Origin of the sequence: Pseudomonas sp. 10-1B (assembly GCF_000935045.1) — a bacterium.
Taxonomy (GTDB): domain Bacteria; phylum Pseudomonadota; class Gammaproteobacteria; order Pseudomonadales; family Pseudomonadaceae; genus Aquipseudomonas.
In genome coordinates, this window is record NZ_JYKS01000001.1 from 281,432 (window position 1) to 303,455 (window position 22,024).

The following is a 22,024-nucleotide window of genomic DNA, read 5'->3' on the forward strand; positions in this document are numbered from 1 at the left end:
ATGGCGGTCGGCGAGGCCCTGCGCCAGCTGTTGGCGATGGCTAGGGCGACGCCGTTGGTGGCGTGCGAGCTGGTCAGACTGCGCCAGGCCGACGGGCGTGTGCTGGCCGAGGATCTGTGCGCCGCCATCGACTTGCCGCCGTGGGCCAATAGTGCCATGGACGGTTACGCCTTGCGTTTCGACGACCTGGCGGCCCAACCGCTGCCGGTGTCGCAGACTGTGTTCGCAGGCAATGCCCCTGGTCCGTTGCAGCCAGGCACCTGCGCACGGGTGTTCACTGGCGCGCCCGTGCCAGCGGGCGCCGATTGCGTGCAGTTGCAGGAAAACTGCACGGTCGATGCGCAGGGCCGGGTGAGCGTGCTGACCCCGCTGCGAGCGGGCGACAATATCCGCCCGCAGGGCAACGAGATCCGCGCTGGCGCGCCTTTGCTGGCAGCCGGCACCGTGCTCAACCCGCTGGCCCTGGGGGTGTTGGCCGCGCAAGGTGTCAGCCAGGTGTCGGTGTTGCGCCGGCCCAGAGTGGCGCTGCTGTCCAGTGGTGATGAGTTGGCTGGTGAGGGGGCAACCTTGGGGCCGGGGCAGATCCACGACAGCAACCGCGTGGTGTTGGCGACGCTGCTCGAACGCCTGGGTTGCGAGGTGATTGACCTGGGCTGTGTGCCTGATGATCCGCTGCTGCTGCGCGCGGCCTTGGCCGCGGTTGAAGGTGCCGAGCTCATCATCAGCAGCGCCGGGGTGTCGGTGGGTGACGCCGATTGCATCGGTGCGCTGTTGCGCGAGGCTGGCGAGGTGAGACTGTGGAAGTTGGCGATCAAGCCGGGCAAGCCCTTCACCTTTGGCCATATCGGGGCTGTGCCGCTGCTGGGGTTGCCTGGTAACCCAGGGTCGGCATTGGTCACCTTCCTGCTGCTGGCGCGGCCCTATCTGCTGGCTCGAATGGGCGTTGCACGGGTAGAACCCATGCGGGTACCGGTGGTGGCGGGGTTTGCCTGGCCCAAGGCCGGCAAACGCCAGGAGTACCTGCGGGTGCGGCTGGATGGCGGACGGGCGCGGTTGCTGGAAAACCAGAGCTCGGCGACCTTGCTTAGCGCGGTGCAGGCGGACGGGTTGCTGGAAGTGCCGGCGGGGGAGACCTTCGAGGCCGGGGATGTGCTCGATTTCATTTCATTCGATGGTGTGATGGGTTAGCGCTGGTAGCCTTGCAGGCTGCGCTGTGGCTGGTACCGCGGGGCCGGTGTCCCCGGTTTGTCCGCGGGCAAGCCCGCTTTCACAGAACAAATGCTAACTCATTGATTCCGCAAAGCTACTGTGGGAGCGGCCTTGTGTCGCGAAAGGGGTGCGAAGCGCCCCCAGGATTTCAGCTTCGCGGCATAAATGGCTGGGGCCGCTTTGCGGCCCTTTCGCGACACAAGGCCGCTCCCACAAAGACCGCATAGGCCTCAAGCCCTGTGCAGTACCTGTGGGAGCTGGCTTGCCGGCGATGAGGCCAGGTCAGGCAATAGCGCAGCCCATCGGCCTGGGTAATCGATCATGAAAATACCCGCGGGTTCCTGGCCAGGCGCGGCAGCAGACTATGACGATTATGGAACAACGTCCAATCATGATTAATGACCAGTTGATCGGTGTTTTCTATCACCACGCTTTGATAGAGATCGCCGATCAAACCGTCATGACTTTTGATTGGACGCTGGTACCCACGCGAACTTAGTCTGCACCGGTCAATAGTGTCGAAGTGGTTGTTCAGACACTCTGAAACTTCGAACTTGTTATTGTACTGCGGCAATCAAGGGTGACCCTGGTGAACGAAGAAGAACATATTAAAAGTTACAATGGACCGGCCGCTGGCTGGGGTGCGCTGATGGGCGTGACCAAGGCCTGGTTGGGCAGTGAAAACGCGGTCAAGAACATCCGTGCAATGCTCAAGACCAACCAGAACAACGGGTTCGACTGCCCCGGCTGCGCCTGGGGCGAGTCGCCCGAGAACGGCATGGTCAAGTTCTGCGAGAACGGCGCCAAGGCGGTCAACTGGGAGGCCACCGGCCGCTCGGTGGACCCGGCGTTCTTCGCCAAGTACAGCGTCAGCGCCTTGCTCGGGCAGAGCGACTACTGGCTCGAATACCAGGGCCGGCTGACCCACCCCATGCGCTACGACGCCGCCACCGACCATTACGTCGAAATTAGCTGGGACGACGCCTTCGCCCTGATCGGCAAGCACCTGAACAGCCTCGAATCGCCCGACCAGGCCGACTTCTATACCTCGGGCCGGGCCAGCAACGAGGCGGCGTTCCTCTACCAGCTGTTCGTGCGCAGCTATGGCACCAACAACTTCCCCGATTGCTCGAACATGTGCCATGAGGCCAGCGGCCTGGGCATGTCCAGCACCCTGGGGGTGGGCAAGGGCACCGTGGTGTTCCATGACCTGGAGCTGGCCGACGCGATCTTCGTCATCGGCCAGAACCCCGGCACCAACCACCCACGCATGCTCGAACCGCTGCGCGAAGCGGTGGAGCGGGGTGCCCAGGTGGTGTGCTTCAACCCGCTGAAAGAACGTGGCCTGGAGCGCTTCCAGCACCCGCAGCACCCGTTCGAGATGCTCAGCAACGGTTCCGAACCGACCAACACCGCCTATTTCCGCCCGGCCCTGGGTGGCGACATGGCGGCGCTGCGCGGCATGGCCAAGTTCCTTCTGCAGTGGGAGCGCGAAGCCCAGGCCAATGGTATGCCGGCGGTGTTCGACCATGCCTTCATCAAGGCCCATACCGATGGCATGGAGGCGTATCTGGCCCAAGTCGATGCCACCTCCTGGGAACACATCGTCGAGCAGTCGGGCCTGAGCAAAGCCGAGATCGAACTGGCCGCGCGCATGTACCGCAAGGCCGAGCGGGTGATCATGTGCTGGGCCATGGGGGTCACCCAGCACCGCCACTCGGTGCCGACCGTGCAAGAGATCGTCAACCTGCAACTGCTGCGCGGCAACGTCGGGCGGCCGGGCGCTGGCCTGTCGCCGGTGCGCGGCCACAGCAACGTGCAGGGCGACCGTAGCATGGGCATCGATGAAAAGCCGCCGACCTGGCTGCTCGACAACCTCCAGCGCCGGTTCGGTATCGACGTGCCACGCGGCCACGGGCATAACGCCGTGCTGGCGATCCAGGCCATGGAACAGCAGCGCACCAAGGTATTCATCGCCCTGGGGGGCAACTTCGCCCAGGCCACGCCGGACACCCCGCGTACCCATGCGGCGCTGCGCAACTGCGAACTGACCGTGCATATCTCCACCAAGCTCAACCGCTCGCACCTGGTCACTGGCCGTGACGCGTTGATCCTGCCGTGCCTGGGCCGTACCGAGATCGACCTGCAAGCCGAAGGCCCGCAGGGCGTGACCGTGGAAGACACCTTCAGCATGGTGCATATCTCCCATGGCCAGCTGAAACCGCGTTCGCCGCTGCTGCGCTCGGAACCGGCGATCATCGCCGGCATGGCCAAGGCGACCCTGGGCGATCGGCCGATCGACTGGGAGTGGGCGGTGGCCGACTACGCACGCATCCGTGACCTGATCGCCGACACCATCCCCGGCTTCAGCGATTTCAACGCCCGCCTGCAGCACCCCGGTGGCTTCTACCTGGGCAACGCCGCCGCCGAGCGCGAGTGGAACACCTCCACTGGCAAGGCGCAGTTCACCGCCACCCAGTTGCCGACGCAACTGGTCAACGAAGCGGTGCTGGCACGTGGCGACAAACCCGACCTGATCTTGCAGACCCTGCGCTCTCACGACCAGTACAACACCACCCTGTATGGCCTGGACGACCGCTACCGCGGGGTGTTCGGCTTGCGCGAAGTGGTGTTCGCCAATGAGGCCGACATCCGCCGCCTGGGCCTGGTGCCGGGTGACAAGGTGGACATGGTGTCGTTGTGGGAGGACGGCCTCGAACGGCGAGTGCACGGCTTCACCCTGGTGGCCTACGACATTCCCGCAGGCCAGGCGGCCGCCTATTACCCGGAGACCAACCCGCTGGTCCCTCTGGAAAGCTATGGCGACAAGACCTTCACACCCACGTCGAAGTTCGTCGCCATTCGCCTCGAGCGCGCACAGCCGGATGCCTTGATCCACGCCGTCGCCGAATAACCTTCAACTTCCTTCATTCATCGACTGCAGGCCCGCGGGCGTGCGGCGCCCTGGTGGCTGCCGCCCGGGCAGGGGCCTGCCTGTCCACAAGGATATTGTCATGTCGAATCTGAGTGCACTGGACCTGGCGCGGCTGCAGTTCGCCTTCACGGTCTCGTTCCACATCATTTTCCCGGCCATCACCATTGGCCTGGCCAGCTTCCTGGCCGTGCTCGAAGGCTGCTGGCTGAAAACCGGCAACTCGGTCTACAAGGACCTCTACAAATTCTGGTCGAAGATCTTCGCCGTCAACTTCGGCATGGGCGTGGTCTCGGGCCTGGTAATGGCTTACGAGTTCGGCACCAACTGGGCGCGTTTCTCCGATTTCGCCGGCAGCGTGACCGGCCCCTTGCTCACCTACGAGGTGCTGACCGCGTTCTTCCTCGAAGCGGGTTTCCTGGGGGTGATGCTGTTCGGCTGGGGCCGGGTAGGGCGCAAGCTGCACTTCTTCGCCACGATCATGGTCGCCATAGGCACGCTGATCTCGATGTTCTGGATTCTCTCCTCGAACAGCTGGATGCAGACGCCACAGGGCATTGAGATCATCGATGGCCGGGTGGTGCCGCTGGACTGGTTCAAGATCGTCTTCAACCCGTCGTTCCCCTATCGCCTGGTGCACATGGCACTGGCTGCATTCCTGTCCACCGCGTTCTTCGTCGGTGCGTCGGCCGCCTGGCACCTGCTGCGTGGGCACAACACCCCGCAAGTGCGCAAGATGCTGTCCATGGCCATGTGGATGGTGCTTATCGCCACGCCGGTGCAGGTGGTGGTCGGTGACGCCCACGGCCTGAACACCCTGGAGCACCAGCCGGCGAAGATCGCCGCCATCGAGGGGCACTGGGAAAACAAACCGGGTGAAGCCTCGCCACTGGTGCTTTTCGGCCTGCCGGACATGGCTGCTGAAACCACTCGCTACAACATCGAGGTACCGTACCTGGGCAGCCTGATCCTGACCCACAGCCTGGACAAGCAGATCCCGGCCTTGAAGAGCTTCGCCAAGGAAGACCGCCCCAACTCGACGATCATTTTCTGGAGTTTCCGGGTCATGGCCGGGCTGGGCATGCTGATGCTGGCCTGCGCGCTGCTGGCCCTGGTATTGCGCCGCAACGCCGCGCTGTACCGCAACCGTGCCTTCCTCTGGTTCGCGCTGCTGATGGGGCCGTCGGGGCTGATCGCCTTGCTGGCCGGCTGGTTCACCACCGAAGTGGGCCGTCAGCCATGGGTGGTCTACGGCATGTTGCGCACCACTGATGCGGCGTCCAACCACAGCGCCGTGCAGATGAGCCTGACCCTGGCGGCATTCGTGGTCATCTATTTCTCGGTGTTCACCGTCGGGATCGGCTACATGATGCGCCTGGTGCGCAAGGGGCCGACCATGCACGACGTTCACCCGATCCCTGGGCAACCGGATTCGCTGGCCACCGCACGTCGCCCGCTGTCCGTCGCCGACTGAGAAGGAGCAGGACAATGGCAATTCAAGGTATTGACCTGTCGGTCATCTGGGGCGTGATCATCGCCTTCGGCCTGATGATGTACGTGATCATGGACGGCTTCGACTTGGGGCTGGGCATCCTCTTCCCGTTGATCAGCGACTCCAGGGATCGTGACGTGATGATGAACACCGTGGCGCCCGTGTGGGACGGTAACGAGACGTGGGCAGTACTCGGTGCGGCGGCGTTGTACGGCGCCTTTCCACTGGCCTACTCGGTGATCCTCGAAGCCCTGTACCTGCCGCTGGTACTGGTGCTGGCTGGGCTGATATTCCGTGGCGTGGCCTTCGAGTTCCGCTTCAAGGCCCACCCGAGCAAGCGTCATCTGTGGGACAAGGCGTTCATCGGCGGCTCGGTGCTGGCGACCTTCTTCCAGGGCGTGGCCATCGGCACCTACATTTCCGGCATCCCGGTGGTGGACCGCCAGTTCGCCGGCACGGGGTGGGACTGGCTGGCGCCGTTCCCGCTGTTCTGCGGTGTCGGCCTGCTGCTGACCTACGCGCTGCTGGGCAGCACCTGGCTGCTGATCAAGACCGACGGCATGCTCGAATCGCGCATGCGTCACTACAGCCGGCCGCTGACCTACCTGCTGGCATTGGTGATCGTGGTGATCTGCGCCTGGACCGCCTGGCTGCATGATGACATCGCCCAGCGCTGGTTCGGCGCCAGCCACGGGTTACGCTCGGCGCTGATCGTGGTGCTGGCGGTGGTGGCCGTGGTGGTAATCCAGAAGACGCTGCGCAAGCGCCACTCGCACCTGCCGTTCATTGCCGTGGTGGGGCTGGTGTTCCTGGGTTACCTGGGGCTGGCGATCAGCATCTGGCCGAATATCGTGCCGCCCAGCGTGACCTTGTGGCAGGCCGCTGCGCCGCTGACCAGCCAGTTGTTCGCCCTGATCGGTGCGCTGTTCATCATCCCGATCATCCTGGGCTACACCTTCTGGAGCTACCACGTATTCCGCGGCAAGGTGCAGGCAGGGGATGCCTATCACTAGCTATCGAACGGTCAAGCCCACGGGTGCAGGGTGTGCATCACCTGCACCCGTGGGCTTGACCGCGAGGCTTCATTGCAGCCCGCACTCTTCCTGTGCAGGTGCACCGTAGGACACGTAATACGCCAGCCCCACGAAGATAGCCCCGCCCACCGCGTTGCCGAGGAACACCGCCACCAGGTTCTCCAGCAGCAGTCCCCAGCTCAAGTACCCTGCAAAGATCGCGGCTGGAATCAGGAACATGTTGGCCACCACGTGCTGGAAACCGATGGCGACGAAAGCCATGATCGGGAACCAGATGCCGAGAATCTTGCCGCTCACCTCACGGCTGGCATACGACAGCCACACTGCCAGGCACACCAACCAGTTGCAGCCGATGCCGGACACGAAGGCGTGCAGGAAGTCGGCGTTGGTCTTGCTGGTCGCGGCCGTCAACGTCTTGTTCAGATAAGGCCCCTCGGTCAGGCCCAGCAGGTGACCGAAGCACCCCGCGACGAACAGCGCACCCAACAGGTTGGCCATCGTCACGAGCAGCCAGTTGCGTGCTACGGCAAGTGGGCCGATACGCCGGGCGAACATGGCCAACGGCAAGCTCATCATGTTGCCGGTGAGCAGTTCGCCACCGGCCAGGATCACCAGGATCAGGCCAATGGGGAATACCGCCGCGCCCAGCAAGGTACCGAACGAGGCCCACTGCACCGGGATCATGGTGCTGACGTGGATAGCCAGGAGAAACCCCAGCGAAATGAACGCACCTGCCAGAAAACCCAGGACCAGTGTCGCACGGGTGGATAAATGGGCTTTTTTGGTTCCGCTCTCAATGACTAGCTCGGTGATACGGGTGGGGCTATTGACGGACATTTCTCAAACTCGAACACAGTGACGGTGGCGCAGCCGGCAGGCGCGCCATGCTAGGACTTGATTAGTACGGAGATAGGGCTGCGAAGTTGAACAAGAGGTGTAACGTATACCGCAGGGGCAACTTCGAAGAGGATAGGCAAACTACATGAGACAATTTGCCGCGGTCAAATCGATAGAATGGATGAGTTGATAGATCTGATCGATGATGAAGCTCTATAGATAAGTCTGATGGCGCATTTGGAACTATCGATTAGACGAAAGTTTTATTCTGCTATAGCTTCTGTCAGCGAAGACGTAAATCAATGAAAGCGAGGGAGTTTCATGAACAAGGTGGGTGGTATGGATACGCACGTAGGTGAATCCATGGGCTCGGTGTTCAGGCGGGCGGCTCAGTTTTTCCTGATGTTGATGATGGGCATGATGGTATTGCTGTCAGCGGGGCTGCTCATGATGCAGTTCGCCCACGGGTAAATGCCATTGAATTGCGAAAAGATAGAAGCTCACCATGTCTGATGAAACAAAAAGTGCCCGTGCATATTTGGGGCACGAGCATGATGTGGATGCTCAACATGACGAGTTTGTGCAGAACTTGAAGGAGCTGATGGGGTGGTACGGGAAAAGTGTCAAGGATGTGGTTACCATATTGGCAACCGAACCGTCTCTCGGCAACGTGCAGAGCTCATCGGTCAATGCACCGCACAGCATCCATTGACTGGCCACGTGGCAATGCGCCTTGCTGGCGCTTCTCACCTGTGCCACCCGGTAGCGGCTCATCGGTCACCTGTTTTCTCGTAAATACTTGACTTTAAGGTCAGCTTTTGGCGTCATGCACGCCGTCTAGACGATCCCATTTCCTGTCCGCCCTCAGGCAGTGCTTGCAAGGGAACCGTCATCAGGCACCTCGTTATATACAAAAATATATAGCCGTGTCGGCAGGCAGGGCTATTGGAACCACCAAAACAAGCAATGCACATCGGAGCACACGGAATGACCAGAAACACCCTGGCGCTCGCCATTGCGGCCAGCTCGCTCGGACTCCTCACTCAGTCGGCCCAGGCAGCCGGTTTCATCGACGACAGCAAAGCCGGCCTGACCTTGCGCAACTTCTACATCGACACCGACTATCGCAACGGGACTGGCGTCAGCAAGCAGAATGAGTGGGGGCAGGGCTTCATGCTCAACTACGCCTCCGGCTTCACCGAAGGTACGGTGGGCTTTGGTGTCGACGCTCTGGGGCTGCTGGGGGTGCGTCTGGACGGCGGCGGCAAGGCCGGCAAACCAGGCATCGAGCGTCAGCCGGGGACCATTTTCCCGTTGGAGAGCGACGGCAGCGCGGTGGATGAGTTCAGCAGCCTGGGCCTGACGGCCAAGGCCAAGGTGTCGAAGACCGAGTTCCGCTACGGCACCCTGCAACCCAAACTGCCGGTGGTGGTCAGCAATGATGCCCGCCTGCTACCCATGACGTACGAAGGCGGCCAGTTCACCTCTACCGATATCGACAACCTGACCCTGACCGGCGGCCAGCTCACCCATACCAAGGGGCGCAACTCCACCGACTGGCGCAGCATGTCCATTGCCGGCGCCAACGGCAGCAGCCCGCAATCCCGTGACAGCAACAAGTTCTACTTTGCCGGCGGCGACTACAAGGCCACCAAGAACCTGACCCTCTCGTACTACTACGGTGAGCTGGACAACTTCTACAAGCAGAACTATCTCGGCCTGGTGCACAACTGGGGCATTGGCCCAGGCACCCTGAAGTCAGATATCCGCGTGTTCATCAGCGACTCCGACGGCAACAACGGCAGTGCCTCCGGCCGCGCCGACGGCTACGTAAGCAGCGGTTACTACGGCGGCAACACGGTCAAGGGCGAAGTGGACAACAACGTCTACAGCGGTATGTTCACCTACGCCTTGGGTGGCCATAGCATCGGCGCTGGTTACCAGGTCCTGACCGGTGACAGCGACTTCCCCTACCTGAACCGAGGCGACGGAGAAGGCACCAGCACGTACCTGATCTCCGACGCCCAGCTGTTGAAGTTCAACCGCGCCGGCGAGCGTACCTGGATAGGGCGTTACACATACGACTTCGCGGCTGTAGGTGTTGCGGGCCTCACTTTCAGCGTGCTCTACCTCAATGCCGACAACATCGATACCCGCCAGGGCGATCAAGGCGAGTGGGAGCGTGATATCTCGCTGGGCTACGTGGTGCCGCAAGGCACCTTCAAGGGCCTGGGCCTGGCGTGGAAAAACGCCAGCATGCGCAGCAGCCTGCCGACAGCCAGCACCCCAGGTTCTGCCACCCAGCGCGATCAGGACGAGAACCGCCTGATCGTCAGCTACACCGTTCCATTGTTGTAACGCAGGGCGTGACGGAGGGCTGCGCAACGGGACCGATCCAGCCAGCCCTGCCGGGTAATGCCAGTCAGTTAAGCCTTAGTGGCAGCCATTGGGGCTGCTTTGCAGCCCATCGCCGCGGTTCGTCGCCACGACAAGCCAGCTCCCACAGGGACTGCGCAAAGCTTGAGGTCTGCACTGCTCCGGTGGGTGCCCGGCTTGTCGTGGCGACGAACCGCGTCGATGGGCCGCAAAGCGGCCCCAATCGCTTAACTGACTGGCATTAGCCCTGCCGGGGGCATTTTCTGCGGTTTTTGAGGATGTGTCAGGGCTGGCATGTGTTCGTCGTGAACGGTGTAGCGCCTGTCAGATCGAGCGCCGCCCCTCAGAACTGAAGACCTGAGCGTTTTAGAAAGTCTTGCCCACGGAGGCCACTACCGTGGCTGAGCAAACATCCTTGAAGCCCATGTAGCTGCTGCATTCGGCCCTGGACAAATCGGTATCGATGTAGCTGACCGACCAATCCAGCGATAGCATGCTGCGGCTGAAGCTCACAGCCCATTCGTGATAGGCGTTCCGGCTGGAGCCGTCGTTGGCGAACCAGCTCGGGTCCTTGTAGTCGTTGCGCCCGTAGCGTACTTCCAGGCCTACGTCGTACGGCAGGCGCGTTGCGTAGCCGACATAGCTGTAGAGCATCGATTGATCGCCGTTGAAGTTGTCCGAATAGTTACCACCGAGCAATACGCCCCAGGCGCGTAGTTCGGCATGGTATTCGCCGTAGTTGAGGTCGCCTTGGCGCGGGTAGACGTACTTGATGTACGAGGTATCGAGGGTGACGTCGTCGCTGATCTGCCAGAAGTAGCCCGCGTAATAGTCCAGCTCTTGCCGGGTTCGGCTATCGAAGCCGAAATCGACGTTGGAACTCCACACCCCGGCGTACAGGCCACTGGCGTGGGCCAGGGTCAACGAGCCTTGCAGGGCCGGGTCGTTCTGGGTCTGGGAGATGCCGCGGGTGCGGTAATCGCTGAAGATCCCGGCCTTGGCTTCGAGGCTGAAATCGTCGTTGAGGTCGATGGCGTGGACCAGTGGGGCACAGGCGAGCAGGGCGCCTGCAATGAGGTAGCGTGGGGTCATGTTATGTGTTCCGTTATTGTTCTTGTGAGTGTTGCCGCGGTGTGTCGGTGGCGACCCTGCGGGCACAGCGTGAGCTCGAAACCTGCACAGTACCTGTGGGAGCGGGCGAGCCCGCGAAGCATCCAGCGCGGTGGCTGGCACCGGCCTTGCCGGTGTTCGCGGCTAAAGCCGCTCCCACAGAGGCTGCATCGCGTTTTCGAAAGGGCGGCCTGCAGCCACGGGTAAACGCAGGCTCAGCGCGCGTAGATCTGCTTCCCGGCAAACCAGGTCTGCAGCACCTGGGTATCGCGCAGCGCCTCGGGCTCGACGGTGAGCACGTCGCGGTCAAGGACGATCATGTCGGCCTGTTTGCCGACCTTCAGCGAGCCGACCTGCTGCTCCAGGCGCATTGCCCGGGCGGAGTTGAGGGTATAGGCCTGGAACATCACCTGGCGGTCGATGGCTTCATCGGCATTGAGCACACCCTTGGGCCCCTTGCGGCTGACGGCTTGGTAGATGGCTTTCCATGGCTCGGGGGTGGTGATCGGCCAGTCGCTGGCGCCCGAAATTGTCGCGCCATGCTTGAGCAGCGAATGCGCCGGGTAGGTGTGCATGAAGGCCATAGCGCTCACATACGGCTTGACCAGCTCCATGTTGGTTTCGTCGGCGCTGGCCCAGTACAGCTGCATCGAGGCGATCACGTCGAGTTTCTTGAAACGGGCGTACTCCTTCGGGCTGACCATCTGCAGGTGGGTAATGGAATGGGGGATACCGCTGTGGCGATCACGCCGGGCTTGCTCGATGCCATTGAGCGTCTCGCGCACGGCACGGTCGCCGATGGCATGCACGTGCACCAGCCAGCCGCGGGCATCGGCGGCGCTGACCAGCTCGCCGAAGTGTTTCGGGTCCAGCAGCAACTCGCCGTTCTGCCCGGAGTTGCTGTAGGGTTCGAGCATCGCCGCAGTCTGTGCTGGCGCCTCGGCTACGCCGTCGGCGAATACCTTGATGCCCGGCAGGGTGAGGTTGTGCACGTTGAGGAATTGTCGACGCACTTCGTCCAGTTCGTCCAGGTCGGCGGGACGGGCCTTGGAGTCGGCCATCAGCAGGGCGGCGACGTGGGCGGTCAGCTCTCCGCGTTCGGAGAGGTCCTTGTAGACGGGCAGCACGCCGAGTGAATCGTTTTTCACATCGGCCCCCGGCAGCTCGTTGGCCAGCGGGTCCATCCAACCGGTGATGCCCAACTGCTTGTAGTAGTCCAGGGCCATGCGCCCCGCGGCCATCAGGGTGTCGTGGGCCAGCGGTGGCAGCAGGTCGGTCACCGGGTAGTAGCTGGCATCGGCAAGGAAACCGTTGGGGGTACCGTCTGGGTGCTGGCCGATGGTGTTGCGCGCCTCGGCGGGCAGCGCGGCGATGGTCTTGGCATCGATCCCGGCGCGTTCGAGCATGGCTTGGTTGGCCCAGCCGGTATGCATGTCGTTCGCGGCGAAGAGTATCGGTTGCTCGGCCCACTCGCCGTGGTTGAAGCGCTGCTGCAGGGCGGGGATGTCATCCCAGTAGGTGCCCGGCACGCCACCTACGGAAAGGAACTCGCCGCGCACGGCCTTGCCATCCTGGCGCCATTGGCGCAGGCGCTGCTCCAGTTCGTCCAGCGGGATCTGCTCGCCAGCCAGATCGGCCAGCTTCAATTGCAGGCCGCCCTTGATGGCATGGGAATGGGAATCGAGCATGCCGGGCATCAGCACTTTGCCGCCCAGGTCGATGACCTGCGTGCCATCGGCCTTCAGGCGCAGCACGGCCTGATCGGAGCCCACCGCGACGATCTTCTCGCCTTCGACCGCCACGGCCTGCTGCAGCGGCTGGCCTGGCTCGGCGGTGTAGACCTTGGCGTTGTGCAGGATCAGGTCCACTGCCGCGAAGCTCGGCAGGGCGGTGCTGGCCAAGCCCGCACTGATCGCTATGTTCAGGAGGTGCTTCATTGGATGCCTCGTTCTTGTTGTGAGGAGCCGCAGCCTAGCCAAGGTGCGAAAGCGGTTAAATGCGTTCACAGGCACAACTTTTTTCGTCTTTGGGAAACAATCTCCTGAGGCATTGCGTGACATGCTTTGAGGCTGCTGCGCAGCCTTTCGCGGGCACGCCCGCTCCCACAGGTTTGGCGCTGAGCTTTGGAAATGCGCGGTCCCTGTGGGAGCGGGCGTGCCCGCGAAGGGCCGCAGAGCGGCCCCAATTGCCGGCTTGATGAAAAGACGCGGATACTCCCCGTGCCTCGCTTGTGCCGAACAGGAAAAACCATGGACAAAATGACCGCCCTGACTATCTTCGTCGCCGCCGCCGAGCACGGCAGTTTCAGCCGGGCGGCCGAGCAATTGGGCAAGACGCCTTCGGCCATCACCAAGGCCGTCGCCCACCTTGAGAGCGAGCTGGGCGTGCGCCTGTTCGAGCGCACCACCCGGCGCATGGCGCTTACCGAAGCCGGTAACCTGTACCTGGAGGGCGCCCGACAGGCGCTGATGCACCTGCAACGGGTGACCGAGGAGGTGGAGCAGCTGCAGCACGAACTACGCGGCACCCTGCGCATCACCGCGCCGCCGTCGTTTGGCCCGGCGTTTCTCAACCAGGTTTGTTGCCGCTTCATGCGCGAGCACCCGCAGGTGCGCCTGGAGGTCAACCTCAACGATGCCAATGAAGACCTGATCGACGGCGGCTATGACCTGTCGCTGCGCGACGGCCCCACCGACCAGCCGGAGTTGATCGCCCAGCCGCTGATCGAGAACCGCGTGATTCTCTGCGCCAGCCCCGCCTACCTGGCCAATCACGGCGCTTCGATCACCCTGGAGAACTACGCGCAACATGACTGGCTGTTGTTGCGCCATCCGCTGCTCAACCGCAGTTTCTGGTGGATCGAGCACGAGGGCCAGACGCTACGTGTGCGCCAACCCACGCCGCGGCTGCTGAGCGACAATTTCGACTTCCTGCTGGCCTGCCTGCTCGATGGTCAGGGCCTGCAGTTCGTGCCTACCTGGTGCGCCGCGCCTTACCTGGCCAGCGGGCAACTGGTGGAAGTGATGCCCGACTACTGGCGCGCGTTGAGTGCCTTCGGGCCTTGGGTGCACGTGCTGTACCTGCCGCATCGGCGCAATACGCGCAAGGTGCAGACATTCATCGCCTTGCTCCACGAGCACCTGCGGGGGCAGGGGCTGCAGGTAGCCGCGCGCAACTGAATTGTTCCGCTTGGGCACAAAAGTTGTGCGGGCAGTGGCGATGATCGACCGTGGGTAGGTCGCTAGGCTAGGAGCGGTTGCTTTAACACAGCGGCCGTTTCGCGCCTCGTTGGCGAGGCGCAGCGGCTGTGCTCTTTCCAGCACAGCAACGATGCCCAGAGCCTGCTGCACCAGGAGTTCCCCGCAGTGAAGATCCACACCCTAGTCACCGATATCCGTAACCCCCTCGAGCGTGGTCGCCAGATCGGCGAGCGTTTCGCCGAGCAGATCCGTACTACCACCGCGCTGTACCTGGACTTCTTCCCGCGGGTGGGCGTGTCCCTGCGCGAGGCCCAGCGCATCGGCGAGAACAGCCTGGCCGCCCTGGAAGCCTGGAGCCCTGGCCTGGCCGCCGAAGTGATCGGCAAAGCCAGCGGCGCCGACCTGCCGCTGTGGCAACTGGCAAGCCTGAACGCTCGCACCGAGGTGCTGGCGGCACGCACCCGTCACAGCGAATGCTCCACCACCGTGCATGCTCCGCGTGGCCCACGCGCACCACAGACCCTGCAGACCTGGGACTGGCACGACAGCCTCTGCCCCCATGGCCTGATGCTGGCGCTGCATACCGCGGGTGGCATGAACGTCAAGCTGTTCTGCGAGTTCGGCATGCTGGCCAAGCTGGGCGTGAACAGCGCAGGCCTGGGCCTGCACTTCAACATCTTGCACCACGCCAGCGACAACGACAGCGGCGGCGTCCCGGTGCACGCCATTGCCCGCCGCCTGTTGGAAGAGGCCAGCAGTGTCGAGGAGGCCATCGAGCTTGCCCGTTCGGCGCGGGTCAGCGCCTCCACTGTACTGACGGTGTTCTCCCGCCAGGACAGCAGCCCGCGCGCGGCCAGCATCGAGCTGAGCCCCGAGCGCACGGCGCTGGTGCTACCCCGTGAGGACGGCTGGCTGCTGCATACCAACCACTTCCTCGACCCGCAACTGAGCCAGGGCGAGCAGGTCGCCGACCGTGCCGATACCCAGTGCCGCCTGGGCCACCTGGAGCAGGTGATCGGTCAGATGGGCAGCGCCGACCTGCGCGCCCGTGCCGAAGCCATGTGCGGCGCCGAGGGCGACAGCGCGCCGATCTGTTTCCACCCGGACATGGCCATGCCCGACACCGAACGTTGGGAAACCCTGCTTAGCGTCGGCATCGACACCGAGCGCTGTGCCCTGGAATACCTGGCAGGCACGCCGATGCAACTGGCCAAGGCCGGCTTCGAAACTTTCTGAGCCAAACCCGGTTACCGACCGTCGAGTCGGAAGGCCCCCACTGAGCGAGAACAACAACAATGCATGCGCAACATTGCCCCCCTGCGGCATCCCGGTCCGCGTTCCGCACCTTCTGCGTCTCTGGCCTGGGTACAGCGCTGGAGTTCTATGACTTCATCATCTATGGCACCGCCGCCGCGCTGGTGTTTCCCCAGGTGTTCTTCCCCCAGATGGACCACCTGACCGCCACCTTGGTGGCCTTCAGCGCCTTTGGCGCGGGCTTTTTCGCCCGCCCCTTGGGCGGCCTGGTGTTCGGCCATTTCGGTGACCGCATCGGCCGGCAGAAGGTGCTGGTCGCGACCTTGCTGCTGATGGGCCTGAGCACGTTCCTCATCGGCTGTCTGCCAAGCCATGCCAGCATTGGTGTGGCAGCGCCGATCCTGCTGGTGCTGCTGCGCCTGGTCCAAGGCTTCGCCGCGGGGGGCGAGTGGGGCGGTGCCGCGCTGTTCGGCATCGAGTCCGCGCCGCCTGGCCGACGAGGGCTGTGGGGCAGCTTCACGAGCATGGGCATCGGCGTCGGCGGCATTCTTGGCGCGGCGGTGTTCGCCATCGTCAGTGCGGCCTTCAACGACAACCTGGTGGACTTCGCCTGGCGCATTCCGTTCTGGCTCGGTGGCACCTTGGTGCTGATCGGCCTGTACGCTCGCCTGAAGGCGCCGGCACCGGTTGCCGTACCTGTGGCCAAGCCGGTACGCGCGCCGCTGGCCGAAGCCCTGCGCCAGCGTCCGCGTCAGTTGCTGCTGTGCACCGGCATCGCCTTTGGCTACTGCACCATTGCCTACATCGGCAGCACGTTCTTCCTGACTTATGCCACCCAGGTGGGTTATGGCAGCACGCAGGCGTTGATGTTCGACCTGACATTGTCCATTGCCATCGTGGTTTCCGCGCCGCTGTTCGGTTACCTGTCGGACCGCCTGGGCCGGCGTACGGTGATGGTGTTCGGTGCCGTGGTCATGGCGCTTGGGCTGTTCGCTTTCTTCCACCTCGTCGGTATGAAGAGCTTCGGCATCGCGCTGTTCGCCTACAGCCTGACTGGCCTGCTGATGGGCGCGACCCAAGGGCCGATACCGGCGTTCCTGGGCGAGCAGTTCCCGCGGAGCATGCGCTATTCGGGCATCTCGGCCAGCTACCAGCTTGGTGCGGCGCTTGGTGGTGGCACGGCGTCGAGTATCGCCACGGCTATCCTTATCCTTACCGACCACAACCCGTTGGGTGTAGCGCTGTATGGGGCAATGGCACTGGCGTTGGTGGCGGTGTGTTCGCTGATGCTGCGAGAGACCTCGCGGTTGAGCATGGCAGAGATTGACGAGTCGCCTTCAGTAGCTGGAGGGCCTGCCATTCCGTGTTCAGCCAGGACCATGCCGAATAGGTGATCGACTCGCGCGGAATCATCAGAGGCTTCGAGCTATCGACCCACTGGCTAAATCCGCGCCAGCGCCTGGGCCAGGTCGGCGCGCAGGTCTTCGACATCTTCCACCCCCACTGACAAACGCACCAGCGCATCACCAATACCGAGTTGCGCGCGGGTTTCTGCCGGGATGCTGGCGTGGGTCATGATCGCCGGGTGTTCGATCAGGCTTTCCACCCCACCCAGGCTCTCGGCCAAGGCGAAGATCTGCACGCCTTCAAGGAAGCGTCTGGTGCCGGCCAGGTCGCTGTCCAGATCAATGGAAATCATCCCGCCGAACCCGTGCATCTGCCGCCGTGCCAGTTCGTGCTGCGGGTGCGACGGCAGGCCCGGATAATGGACGCGCGCCACCTGCGGCTGACGTTCAAGCCATTGCGCCAGCTCCAGCGCGTTGCTGCAGTGGCGCTCCATGCGCAGTGCCAACGTCTTCACGCCGCGCAGGGTAAGGAAGGCGTCGAACGGCCCGGCAATAGCCCCCACCGCGTTCTGCAGGAAGCCCAGGCGCTCGCCCAGTTCTGCGTTCTGCCCGACCACCGCGATGCCGCCGATCACGTCAGAGTGGCCGTTCAGGTACTTGGTGGTCGAGTGCAGCACGATATCGAAGCCCAGCTCCAGCGGCCGTTGTACCCAGGGGCTGGCGAAGGTGTTGTCGGCCACACAGATGATGCCTCGCTCGCGACAGGTGCGCGCGACGGCGGCGAGGTCAGTGAGGCGCAGCAAAGGATTGCTCGGTGTCTCCACCCAGACCATCCGCGTGTCGTCCTGCAGCGCCGCCTCGAATGCCGCCAGGTCAGACAGGTCGACGAAGCTGAAGCGGTGCCCGGCGCTGCGTCGACGCACCCGTTCGAACAGTCGGAAAGTACCCCCGTACAGGTCATTGCCGGATACGATGTGCGCGCCAGCGTCGAGCAGTTCGAGCACGTTCGAGATCGCCGCCAAGCCGGAGGCGAAGGCGAACGCCTGGGTGCCGCCCTCGAGGTCCGCCACGCAACGCTCCAGCGCCCAGCGCGTGGGGTTGTGCGAGCGCCCGTAGTCGAGGCCCTTGTGCACCCCGGGGCTCTGCTGCGCATAGGTGGAGTTGGCATAGATCGGCGGCATCAGGGCCCCGGTGGAAGGGTCGGGCGCCTGTCCTGCATGGATTACCCGGGTGGCGAAGGCGCGTGCTGCGCTGGTTTCATCGTGCTGGCTCATGGCAGGACCCTACGTAGGTGGTTGAGCAGGTCGACGCGGGTAATCACGCCGTGGAAGCCTGCAGCATCTTCGATGATTGCCACCAGCCCACGGTCGAGTTCGGCCTGCAGTTCAGCCAGACTGGCGCTGGCAGGCAGGGTTTCCAGCTTGTCGGTCATCGCGTTGGCCACGCTCATGTGGAAGTGCGAAGCGTCCTGGTGCACGCCAAGCAGAATATCGGACTCGTCGATCACGCCGACCAGGCGCTGTCCGTTCACCAGCACCGGCAGTTGCGACACATCGGCCAGGCGCATGCGCTGGAAAGCGGTGAGCAGCGTGTCGTCCGGGCCCACGCTGATCACCCGGCCATCTTCGAAGCGCCGCGCAATCAGGTCGCGCAGATCGCCGTAACGCTTGCGCGCAAGCAAGCCCTGATCGGTCATCCATTGGTCGTTGTAGACCTTCGACAGGTAGCGGGTACCGGTGTCGCAGACGAAGCTGACTACCCGCTTCGGCTCGGTTTGCTCGCGGCAGTAGCGCAGTGCCGCCGCCAGCAATGTGCCGGTTGAAGAACCACCCAGAATGCCTTCGGCGCGCAACAGCTGGCGGGCATGATCGAAGCTTTCCTCGTCGCTGATGGAGTAGGCCTGGCGCACACTGGAAAGGTCGGCGATAGACGGAATGAAGTCTTCGCCGATGCCCTCCACCGCCCAGGAACCGGGGGTGCCGAGGGTGCCGCTGCGGCTGTATTCGGCAACCACCGATCCGACTGGGTCCGCCAGCACCATCGCCAGGTTCGGCTGCAGGCGGCGAAAGAAGCGAGTCAGCCCGGTAAGCGTGCCGGCTGAGCCGACGCCGACCACGATGGCATCCAGGTCATGCTGGGTCTGCGCCCAGATCTCCGGAGCGGTGCTGCACTCGTGGGCCAACGGGTTGGCCGGGTTGTTGAACTGATCGGCGAAGAACGCGTCGGGGATCTCCTGTGCCAGCCGCCCGGCAACATCCTGGTAATAGTCCGGGTGGCCCTTGCCGACGTCGGAACGGGTGATGTGCACCTCGGCGCCCATCGCCTTGAGGTGCAGGACTTTCTCGGTGGACATCTTGTCCGGTACCACCAGCACCACCCGGTAACCCTTGGCGCGGCCGACCAGGGCAAGGCCCAGGCCGGTGTTGCCTGCGGTGGCTTCGACGATGGTGCCGCCGGGCCGCAGGCGGCCGTCGCGCTCGGCAGCGTCGATCATCGCCAGGCCGATACGATCCTTGATCGAACCTCCCGGGTTTTGCGATTCGAGCTTGAGGAACAGCGTACACGGACCGGTATCCAAGCGGCTGACACGCACCAGTGGCGTATTGCCGATCAGTTCGAGCACGGCAGGGCGGGAGTCGTTCGGCATGTCGTCACCTCGCTGCGGCAATTCGCACTGGATGGACGGTAACCTGCGGCGCTGCGTTGCCTGTCAGTCGCAGGCAAAGCCTCGCTTGGAACATAAGCCCGGATCGCGCCACCCGCAACCGTACCCAGCCGGCCGGTTGCGTTACTGCCGATTACCAGCGGTAAGTCAGGGTCGCGAGCAGTGTCCGCCGTTGGCCGTAGTAGCACTGCAGGGCGTTCTGGCAGAACCCGACGTAGCGCTTGTCGAACAGGTTATTGGCGCTCAGGCGCAATTCGGTGCCGTCCAGGCGAGTGTCCGCCTTGCCCAGGTCGTAGTGCAGGCTGGCATCGAACAAGGTACGCCCCGGCATTTCCAGGGTATTGGCTGCATCGCCGTAGGCCTTGCTCATGTAGCGTGCGCCGAACCCTGCGCCAGCGCCCTGCAGCGGCCCTTCGCCCAGGGTATGGTCGAGCCATAGCGAGGCCTGGTGGGCCGGGACCTGCACCAGTTCGTTGCCTTCGAGGTTGGCACCGTTGGCCGCGGCATTGGCCTTGGTGACCTTGGAGTCCATGTAGGCATAGGACGCCAGCAGGTCCAGGCGCTCATGCAGGCTGGCCTTGGCGTCGATTTCCAAGCCGCGTACGCGGGCCTCGCCGGTCTGGACATTGAAGCCGACATGGGTGGGGTCTGGGTCCGGCGTGGTGATGTTCTCCTGAGTCAGCTCGAAGGCAGACAGGGTCACGAAACTATTGCTGCCTGGGGGCTGATATTTCACGCCTATCTCGTACTGGTCGCCTGTCATCGGCTTGAACGGCCGGCCGGAGAAGTCGGTGCCGTCCAATGGCTCGAACGAGGTCGAATAACTCAGGTAGGGCGCCAGGCCATTGTCGAACAGGTAGGCCAGGCCAATGCGCCCGGTCGGCTTGTTTTCGCGCTGTTTGCTTCTGTTCTCGCCATCGAGGCCGCTTTCATTGCGGGTCGAGACCCAGTCCTGGCGTGCGCCGAGGGTCAGTACCCAGTTATCCAGGCGGATCTGGTCCTGCAGGTAGAGGCCGGTTTGCTCGCGATGCTGGTGATAGTCGATACGGGGAATCAGGTCAGGGACAGCTTGGCCATAGCGCGGTGCATAGATGTCCAGGGGCGTGGTATACAGCCCGGAAGCGAACTGGTAGTTGTCCTTGAGCGACAGGTAGTCGACGCCCATCAGGAGCGTGTGGCCGAGTGGCCCGGTGGTGAAGTCGGCCTGAGCGAAGGTGTCGACGGTGACGCTGCGTGCCTGGCCTTCGCCGCGGCTGGCGACACGGCTGAGCTGACGGCCGTCGGCGCTGAGCAGGTAGCCGGGGCTGGCGCGGTTGTCGACCCGTGCGCTGTTGACCTGCAGGTTTTGCTGCACGCTCCAGACGTCGTTCAAGCGGTGCTCGAGCAAGTAGCCGAGCGAGAATTGTTCCCGTTCATAGCCGTCGAATCCCGGCTCGCCGAGGTAGCTACTGCGTGGCAGGCGTCCGTTGGGGCCGGCGTGCAGGCTGGCGCTGGCTGGCAAGGCGACGTAGTCGGAAATGTTCTTGTCTTTCTGATAATGGCTGAGAAAGGTCAGGCGGGTATCCTCGCTCGGCTGCCAGGTCAGCGCCGGTGCGATGAACGTACGCTTGTCATAGCCATGGTCGACTTCGCCCTGGCTGTCACGCCACAACCCCGTCAGGCGGTAGGCGAGGGTACCTTCATCGTCCAGGCCGCCACCCAGGTCGAGGGCGCCTTGGGCACGGTCGTTGCTACCGGCTTGCAACTGGATTTCGTGCAACTGCGAGAAGGTCGGGCGTTTGCTGATCAGGTTGGCCAGCCCGCCTGGGGTGTTCTGGCCATACAACACCGATGCTGGCCCCTTGAGCACTTCGATGCGCTCCAGGCCGTAGGGCTCGATGCGCATCATCGCTGCGCTGTAGGCACCGTAAGGCAGGCGCGAACCGTTGAGGTTGTAGCGCAGGAAAAACCCACGGCTTTGCAGGACATCGTTGCGGCTATCGCTGTCACCGAAGGAGGCGATCACCCCAGGGGTGTAGCGGACCGCTTCAGTGACGTTCTGCGCCCCTTGGGCCTGTACCTGGCCATGGGTCACGACATTGACGGTCTGGGGGATCTCGAGCAAGGCAGTGTCGCTTTTCGAACCCGTAGCGCTTCGTGTCGCCACATACCCTGCGACCGGCCCCCAGGCCGTTTCCCCGGCCGTGGCATCGATCATGACCTCGCCGAGGTTGACCTGATCCGTCCCTTGCCGATCCAGGGTCAGGATGCCGCCGGGGGTGACCAGCAGTATCAGACCGGTGCCGGAGAGGGCATGGGTGATGGCCTGTTCCGCAGTCATGTGCCCACGCACGGCCGGGGCGGATAGGCCTCGCGCCAGCTCCGGGGCATAGACGATGGTGCGGCTGCTTTGCCGGGCGATCTGGTCGAGGGTGACCGCCAGGGAGGCGGCGGGCAAGTCGAATTCCAGGGCGAGCTGTCGGCTATCGGCCTGGGGCGCGGCGGCTGTGGCGCTCGCTGCAAAGCTACAGGCAAGTGCCAGGCAAAGCGGTGCCAGCGGGAAAAGATAGCGTGGGGACATGAACGGGCT

At 63.5% G+C, this 22,024-nt stretch carries 16 protein-coding genes; 10 read left to right on the forward strand and 6 right to left on the reverse strand.

The window, feature by feature from the left end; genetic code table 11:
* The 4 genes from glp to cydB all read left to right on the forward strand — a co-directional run bounded on the left by glp (position 1) and on the right by cydB (position 6,646).
* The gene (gene glp, locus TZ03_RS01155; RefSeq protein WP_051095419.1) at positions 1 to 1,188 is read left to right on the forward strand and encodes a gephyrin-like molybdotransferase Glp; all 1,188 of its coding nucleotides are present in this window, start codon (positions 1 to 3) and stop codon (positions 1,186 to 1,188) included.
* Between the two features lie 610 nt (positions 1,189 to 1,798).
* On the forward strand, positions 1,799 to 4,123 hold the full coding sequence (locus TZ03_RS01160; RefSeq protein ID WP_051095420.1) for an FdhF/YdeP family oxidoreductase: 2,325 nt from the start codon (positions 1,799 to 1,801) through the stop codon (positions 4,121 to 4,123).
* A gap of 100 nt (positions 4,124 to 4,223) precedes the next feature.
* Positions 4,224 to 5,615 (forward strand): cytochrome ubiquinol oxidase subunit I, encoded by a 1,392-nt coding sequence (locus TZ03_RS01165; RefSeq protein WP_051095190.1) that lies wholly within the window; start codon positions 4,224 to 4,226, stop codon positions 5,613 to 5,615.
* A gap of 14 nt (positions 5,616 to 5,629) precedes the next feature.
* The gene (gene cydB, locus TZ03_RS01170) at positions 5,630 to 6,646 is read left to right on the forward strand and encodes a cytochrome d ubiquinol oxidase subunit II (protein WP_051095192.1); all 1,017 of its coding nucleotides are present in this window, start codon (positions 5,630 to 5,632) and stop codon (positions 6,644 to 6,646) included.
* Between the two features lie 69 nt (positions 6,647 to 6,715).
* Here the strand turns inward: cydB and TZ03_RS01175 are convergent, their stop codons facing one another.
* The gene (locus tag TZ03_RS01175; protein WP_051095194.1) at positions 6,716 to 7,504 is read right to left on the reverse strand and encodes a formate/nitrite transporter family protein; all 789 of its coding nucleotides are present in this window, start codon (positions 7,502 to 7,504) and stop codon (positions 6,716 to 6,718) included.
* Between the two features lie 321 nt (positions 7,505 to 7,825).
* On the opposite strand from TZ03_RS01175, the gene TZ03_RS31070 reads away from it, so the two are divergent.
* The 3 genes from TZ03_RS31070 to TZ03_RS01185 all read left to right on the forward strand — a co-directional run bounded on the left by TZ03_RS31070 (position 7,826) and on the right by TZ03_RS01185 (position 9,862).
* On the forward strand, positions 7,826 to 7,975 hold the full coding sequence (locus TZ03_RS31070; protein ID WP_160297734.1) for a hypothetical protein: 150 nt from the start codon (positions 7,826 to 7,828) through the stop codon (positions 7,973 to 7,975).
* A 34-nt stretch (positions 7,976 to 8,009) separates the two neighbouring features.
* Complete coding sequence (locus TZ03_RS01180; RefSeq protein ID WP_051095200.1) at positions 8,010 to 8,216, forward strand: hypothetical protein; 207 nt, start codon at positions 8,010 to 8,012, stop codon at positions 8,214 to 8,216.
* 275 nt (positions 8,217 to 8,491) lie between these two features.
* Positions 8,492 to 9,862 carry an OprD family porin gene (locus tag TZ03_RS01185; RefSeq protein WP_152645344.1) on the forward strand — a complete coding sequence of 457 codons (1,371 nt, stop codon included), beginning with the start codon at positions 8,492 to 8,494 and terminating at the stop codon, positions 9,860 to 9,862.
* A gap of 384 nt (positions 9,863 to 10,246) precedes the next feature.
* On the opposite strand, the gene TZ03_RS01190 is transcribed toward TZ03_RS01185, so the two are convergent.
* The gene (locus TZ03_RS01190; protein WP_051095202.1) at positions 10,247 to 10,972 is read right to left on the reverse strand and encodes a TorF family putative porin; all 726 of its coding nucleotides are present in this window, start codon (positions 10,970 to 10,972) and stop codon (positions 10,247 to 10,249) included.
* A gap of 233 nt (positions 10,973 to 11,205) precedes the next feature.
* Positions 11,206 to 12,927 (reverse strand): amidohydrolase, encoded by a 1,722-nt coding sequence (locus TZ03_RS01195; protein ID WP_051095204.1) that lies wholly within the window; start codon positions 12,925 to 12,927, stop codon positions 11,206 to 11,208.
* 312 nt (positions 12,928 to 13,239) lie between these two features.
* Between TZ03_RS01195 and TZ03_RS01200 the strand changes: the two genes are divergently transcribed.
* The 3 genes from TZ03_RS01200 (at position 13,240) to TZ03_RS01210 (ending at position 16,838) form a co-directional block, all read left to right on the forward strand.
* Entirely contained in the window at positions 13,240 to 14,169 is a 930-nt protein-coding gene (locus TZ03_RS01200; RefSeq protein WP_051095206.1) for a LysR family transcriptional regulator, read from the forward strand.
* 186 nt (positions 14,170 to 14,355) lie between these two features.
* On the forward strand, positions 14,356 to 15,426 hold the full coding sequence (locus TZ03_RS01205) for a C45 family autoproteolytic acyltransferase/hydolase (RefSeq protein WP_051095208.1): 1,071 nt from the start codon (positions 14,356 to 14,358) through the stop codon (positions 15,424 to 15,426).
* A gap of 59 nt (positions 15,427 to 15,485) precedes the next feature.
* Complete coding sequence (locus TZ03_RS01210) at positions 15,486 to 16,838, forward strand: MFS transporter (protein WP_051095210.1); 1,353 nt, start codon at positions 15,486 to 15,488, stop codon at positions 16,836 to 16,838.
* Between the two features lie 47 nt (positions 16,839 to 16,885).
* Here the strand turns inward: TZ03_RS01210 and TZ03_RS01215 are convergent, their stop codons facing one another.
* The 3 genes from TZ03_RS01215 to TZ03_RS01225 form a co-directional block, all read right to left on the reverse strand.
* A complete protein-coding gene (locus tag TZ03_RS01215; RefSeq protein WP_051095212.1) occupies positions 16,886 to 18,064 on the reverse strand; it encodes a cystathionine gamma-synthase in 1,179 nt (392 codons plus the stop codon).
* Positions 18,061 to 19,437: a pyridoxal-phosphate dependent enzyme gene (locus TZ03_RS01220; protein ID WP_051095213.1), complete on the reverse strand. Its 1,377-nt coding sequence runs from the start codon at positions 19,435 to 19,437 to the stop codon at positions 18,061 to 18,063. Before TZ03_RS01220 ends, TZ03_RS01215 begins: the two co-directional genes overlap by 4 nt.
* A gap of 151 nt (positions 19,438 to 19,588) precedes the next feature.
* A complete protein-coding gene (locus TZ03_RS01225) occupies positions 19,589 to 22,015 on the reverse strand; it encodes a TonB-dependent siderophore receptor (RefSeq protein ID WP_053388381.1) in 2,427 nt (808 codons plus the stop codon).
* Between the last annotated feature and the right edge of the window lie 9 nt (positions 22,016 to 22,024).

Excerpts from the sequence above, each read along its gene's own strand:
- glp (WP_051095419.1), top strand. The coding sequence starts at position 1 with ATGGCGGTCGGCGAGGCCCTGCGCCAGCTGTTGGCGATGGCTAGGGCG.
- TZ03_RS01165 (WP_051095190.1), top strand. The coding sequence starts at position 4,224 with ATGTCGAATCTGAGTGCACTGGACCTGGCGCGGCTGCAGTTCGCCTTC.
- cydB (WP_051095192.1), top strand. The coding sequence starts at position 5,630 with ATGGCAATTCAAGGTATTGACCTGTCGGTCATCTGGGGCGTGATCATC.
- TZ03_RS01175 (WP_051095194.1), bottom strand. The coding sequence starts at position 7,504 with ATGTCCGTCAATAGCCCCACCCGTATCACCGAGCTAGTCATTGAGAGC.
- TZ03_RS31070 (WP_160297734.1), top strand. The coding sequence starts at position 7,826 with ATGAACAAGGTGGGTGGTATGGATACGCACGTAGGTGAATCCATGGGC.
- TZ03_RS01180 (WP_051095200.1), top strand. The coding sequence starts at position 8,010 with ATGTCTGATGAAACAAAAAGTGCCCGTGCATATTTGGGGCACGAGCAT.
- TZ03_RS01185 (WP_152645344.1), top strand. The coding sequence starts at position 8,492 with ATGACCAGAAACACCCTGGCGCTCGCCATTGCGGCCAGCTCGCTCGGA.
- TZ03_RS01190 (WP_051095202.1), bottom strand. The coding sequence starts at position 10,972 with ATGACCCCACGCTACCTCATTGCAGGCGCCCTGCTCGCCTGTGCCCCA.
- TZ03_RS01195 (WP_051095204.1), bottom strand. The coding sequence starts at position 12,927 with ATGAAGCACCTCCTGAACATAGCGATCAGTGCGGGCTTGGCCAGCACC.
- TZ03_RS01200 (WP_051095206.1), top strand. The coding sequence starts at position 13,240 with ATGGACAAAATGACCGCCCTGACTATCTTCGTCGCCGCCGCCGAGCAC.
- TZ03_RS01210 (WP_051095210.1), top strand. The coding sequence starts at position 15,486 with ATGCATGCGCAACATTGCCCCCCTGCGGCATCCCGGTCCGCGTTCCGC.
- TZ03_RS01215 (WP_051095212.1), bottom strand. The coding sequence starts at position 18,064 with ATGAGCCAGCACGATGAAACCAGCGCAGCACGCGCCTTCGCCACCCGG.
- TZ03_RS01220 (WP_051095213.1), bottom strand. The coding sequence starts at position 19,437 with ATGCCGAACGACTCCCGCCCTGCCGTGCTCGAACTGATCGGCAATACG.
- TZ03_RS01225 (WP_053388381.1), bottom strand. The coding sequence starts at position 22,015 with ATGTCCCCACGCTATCTTTTCCCGCTGGCACCGCTTTGCCTGGCACTT.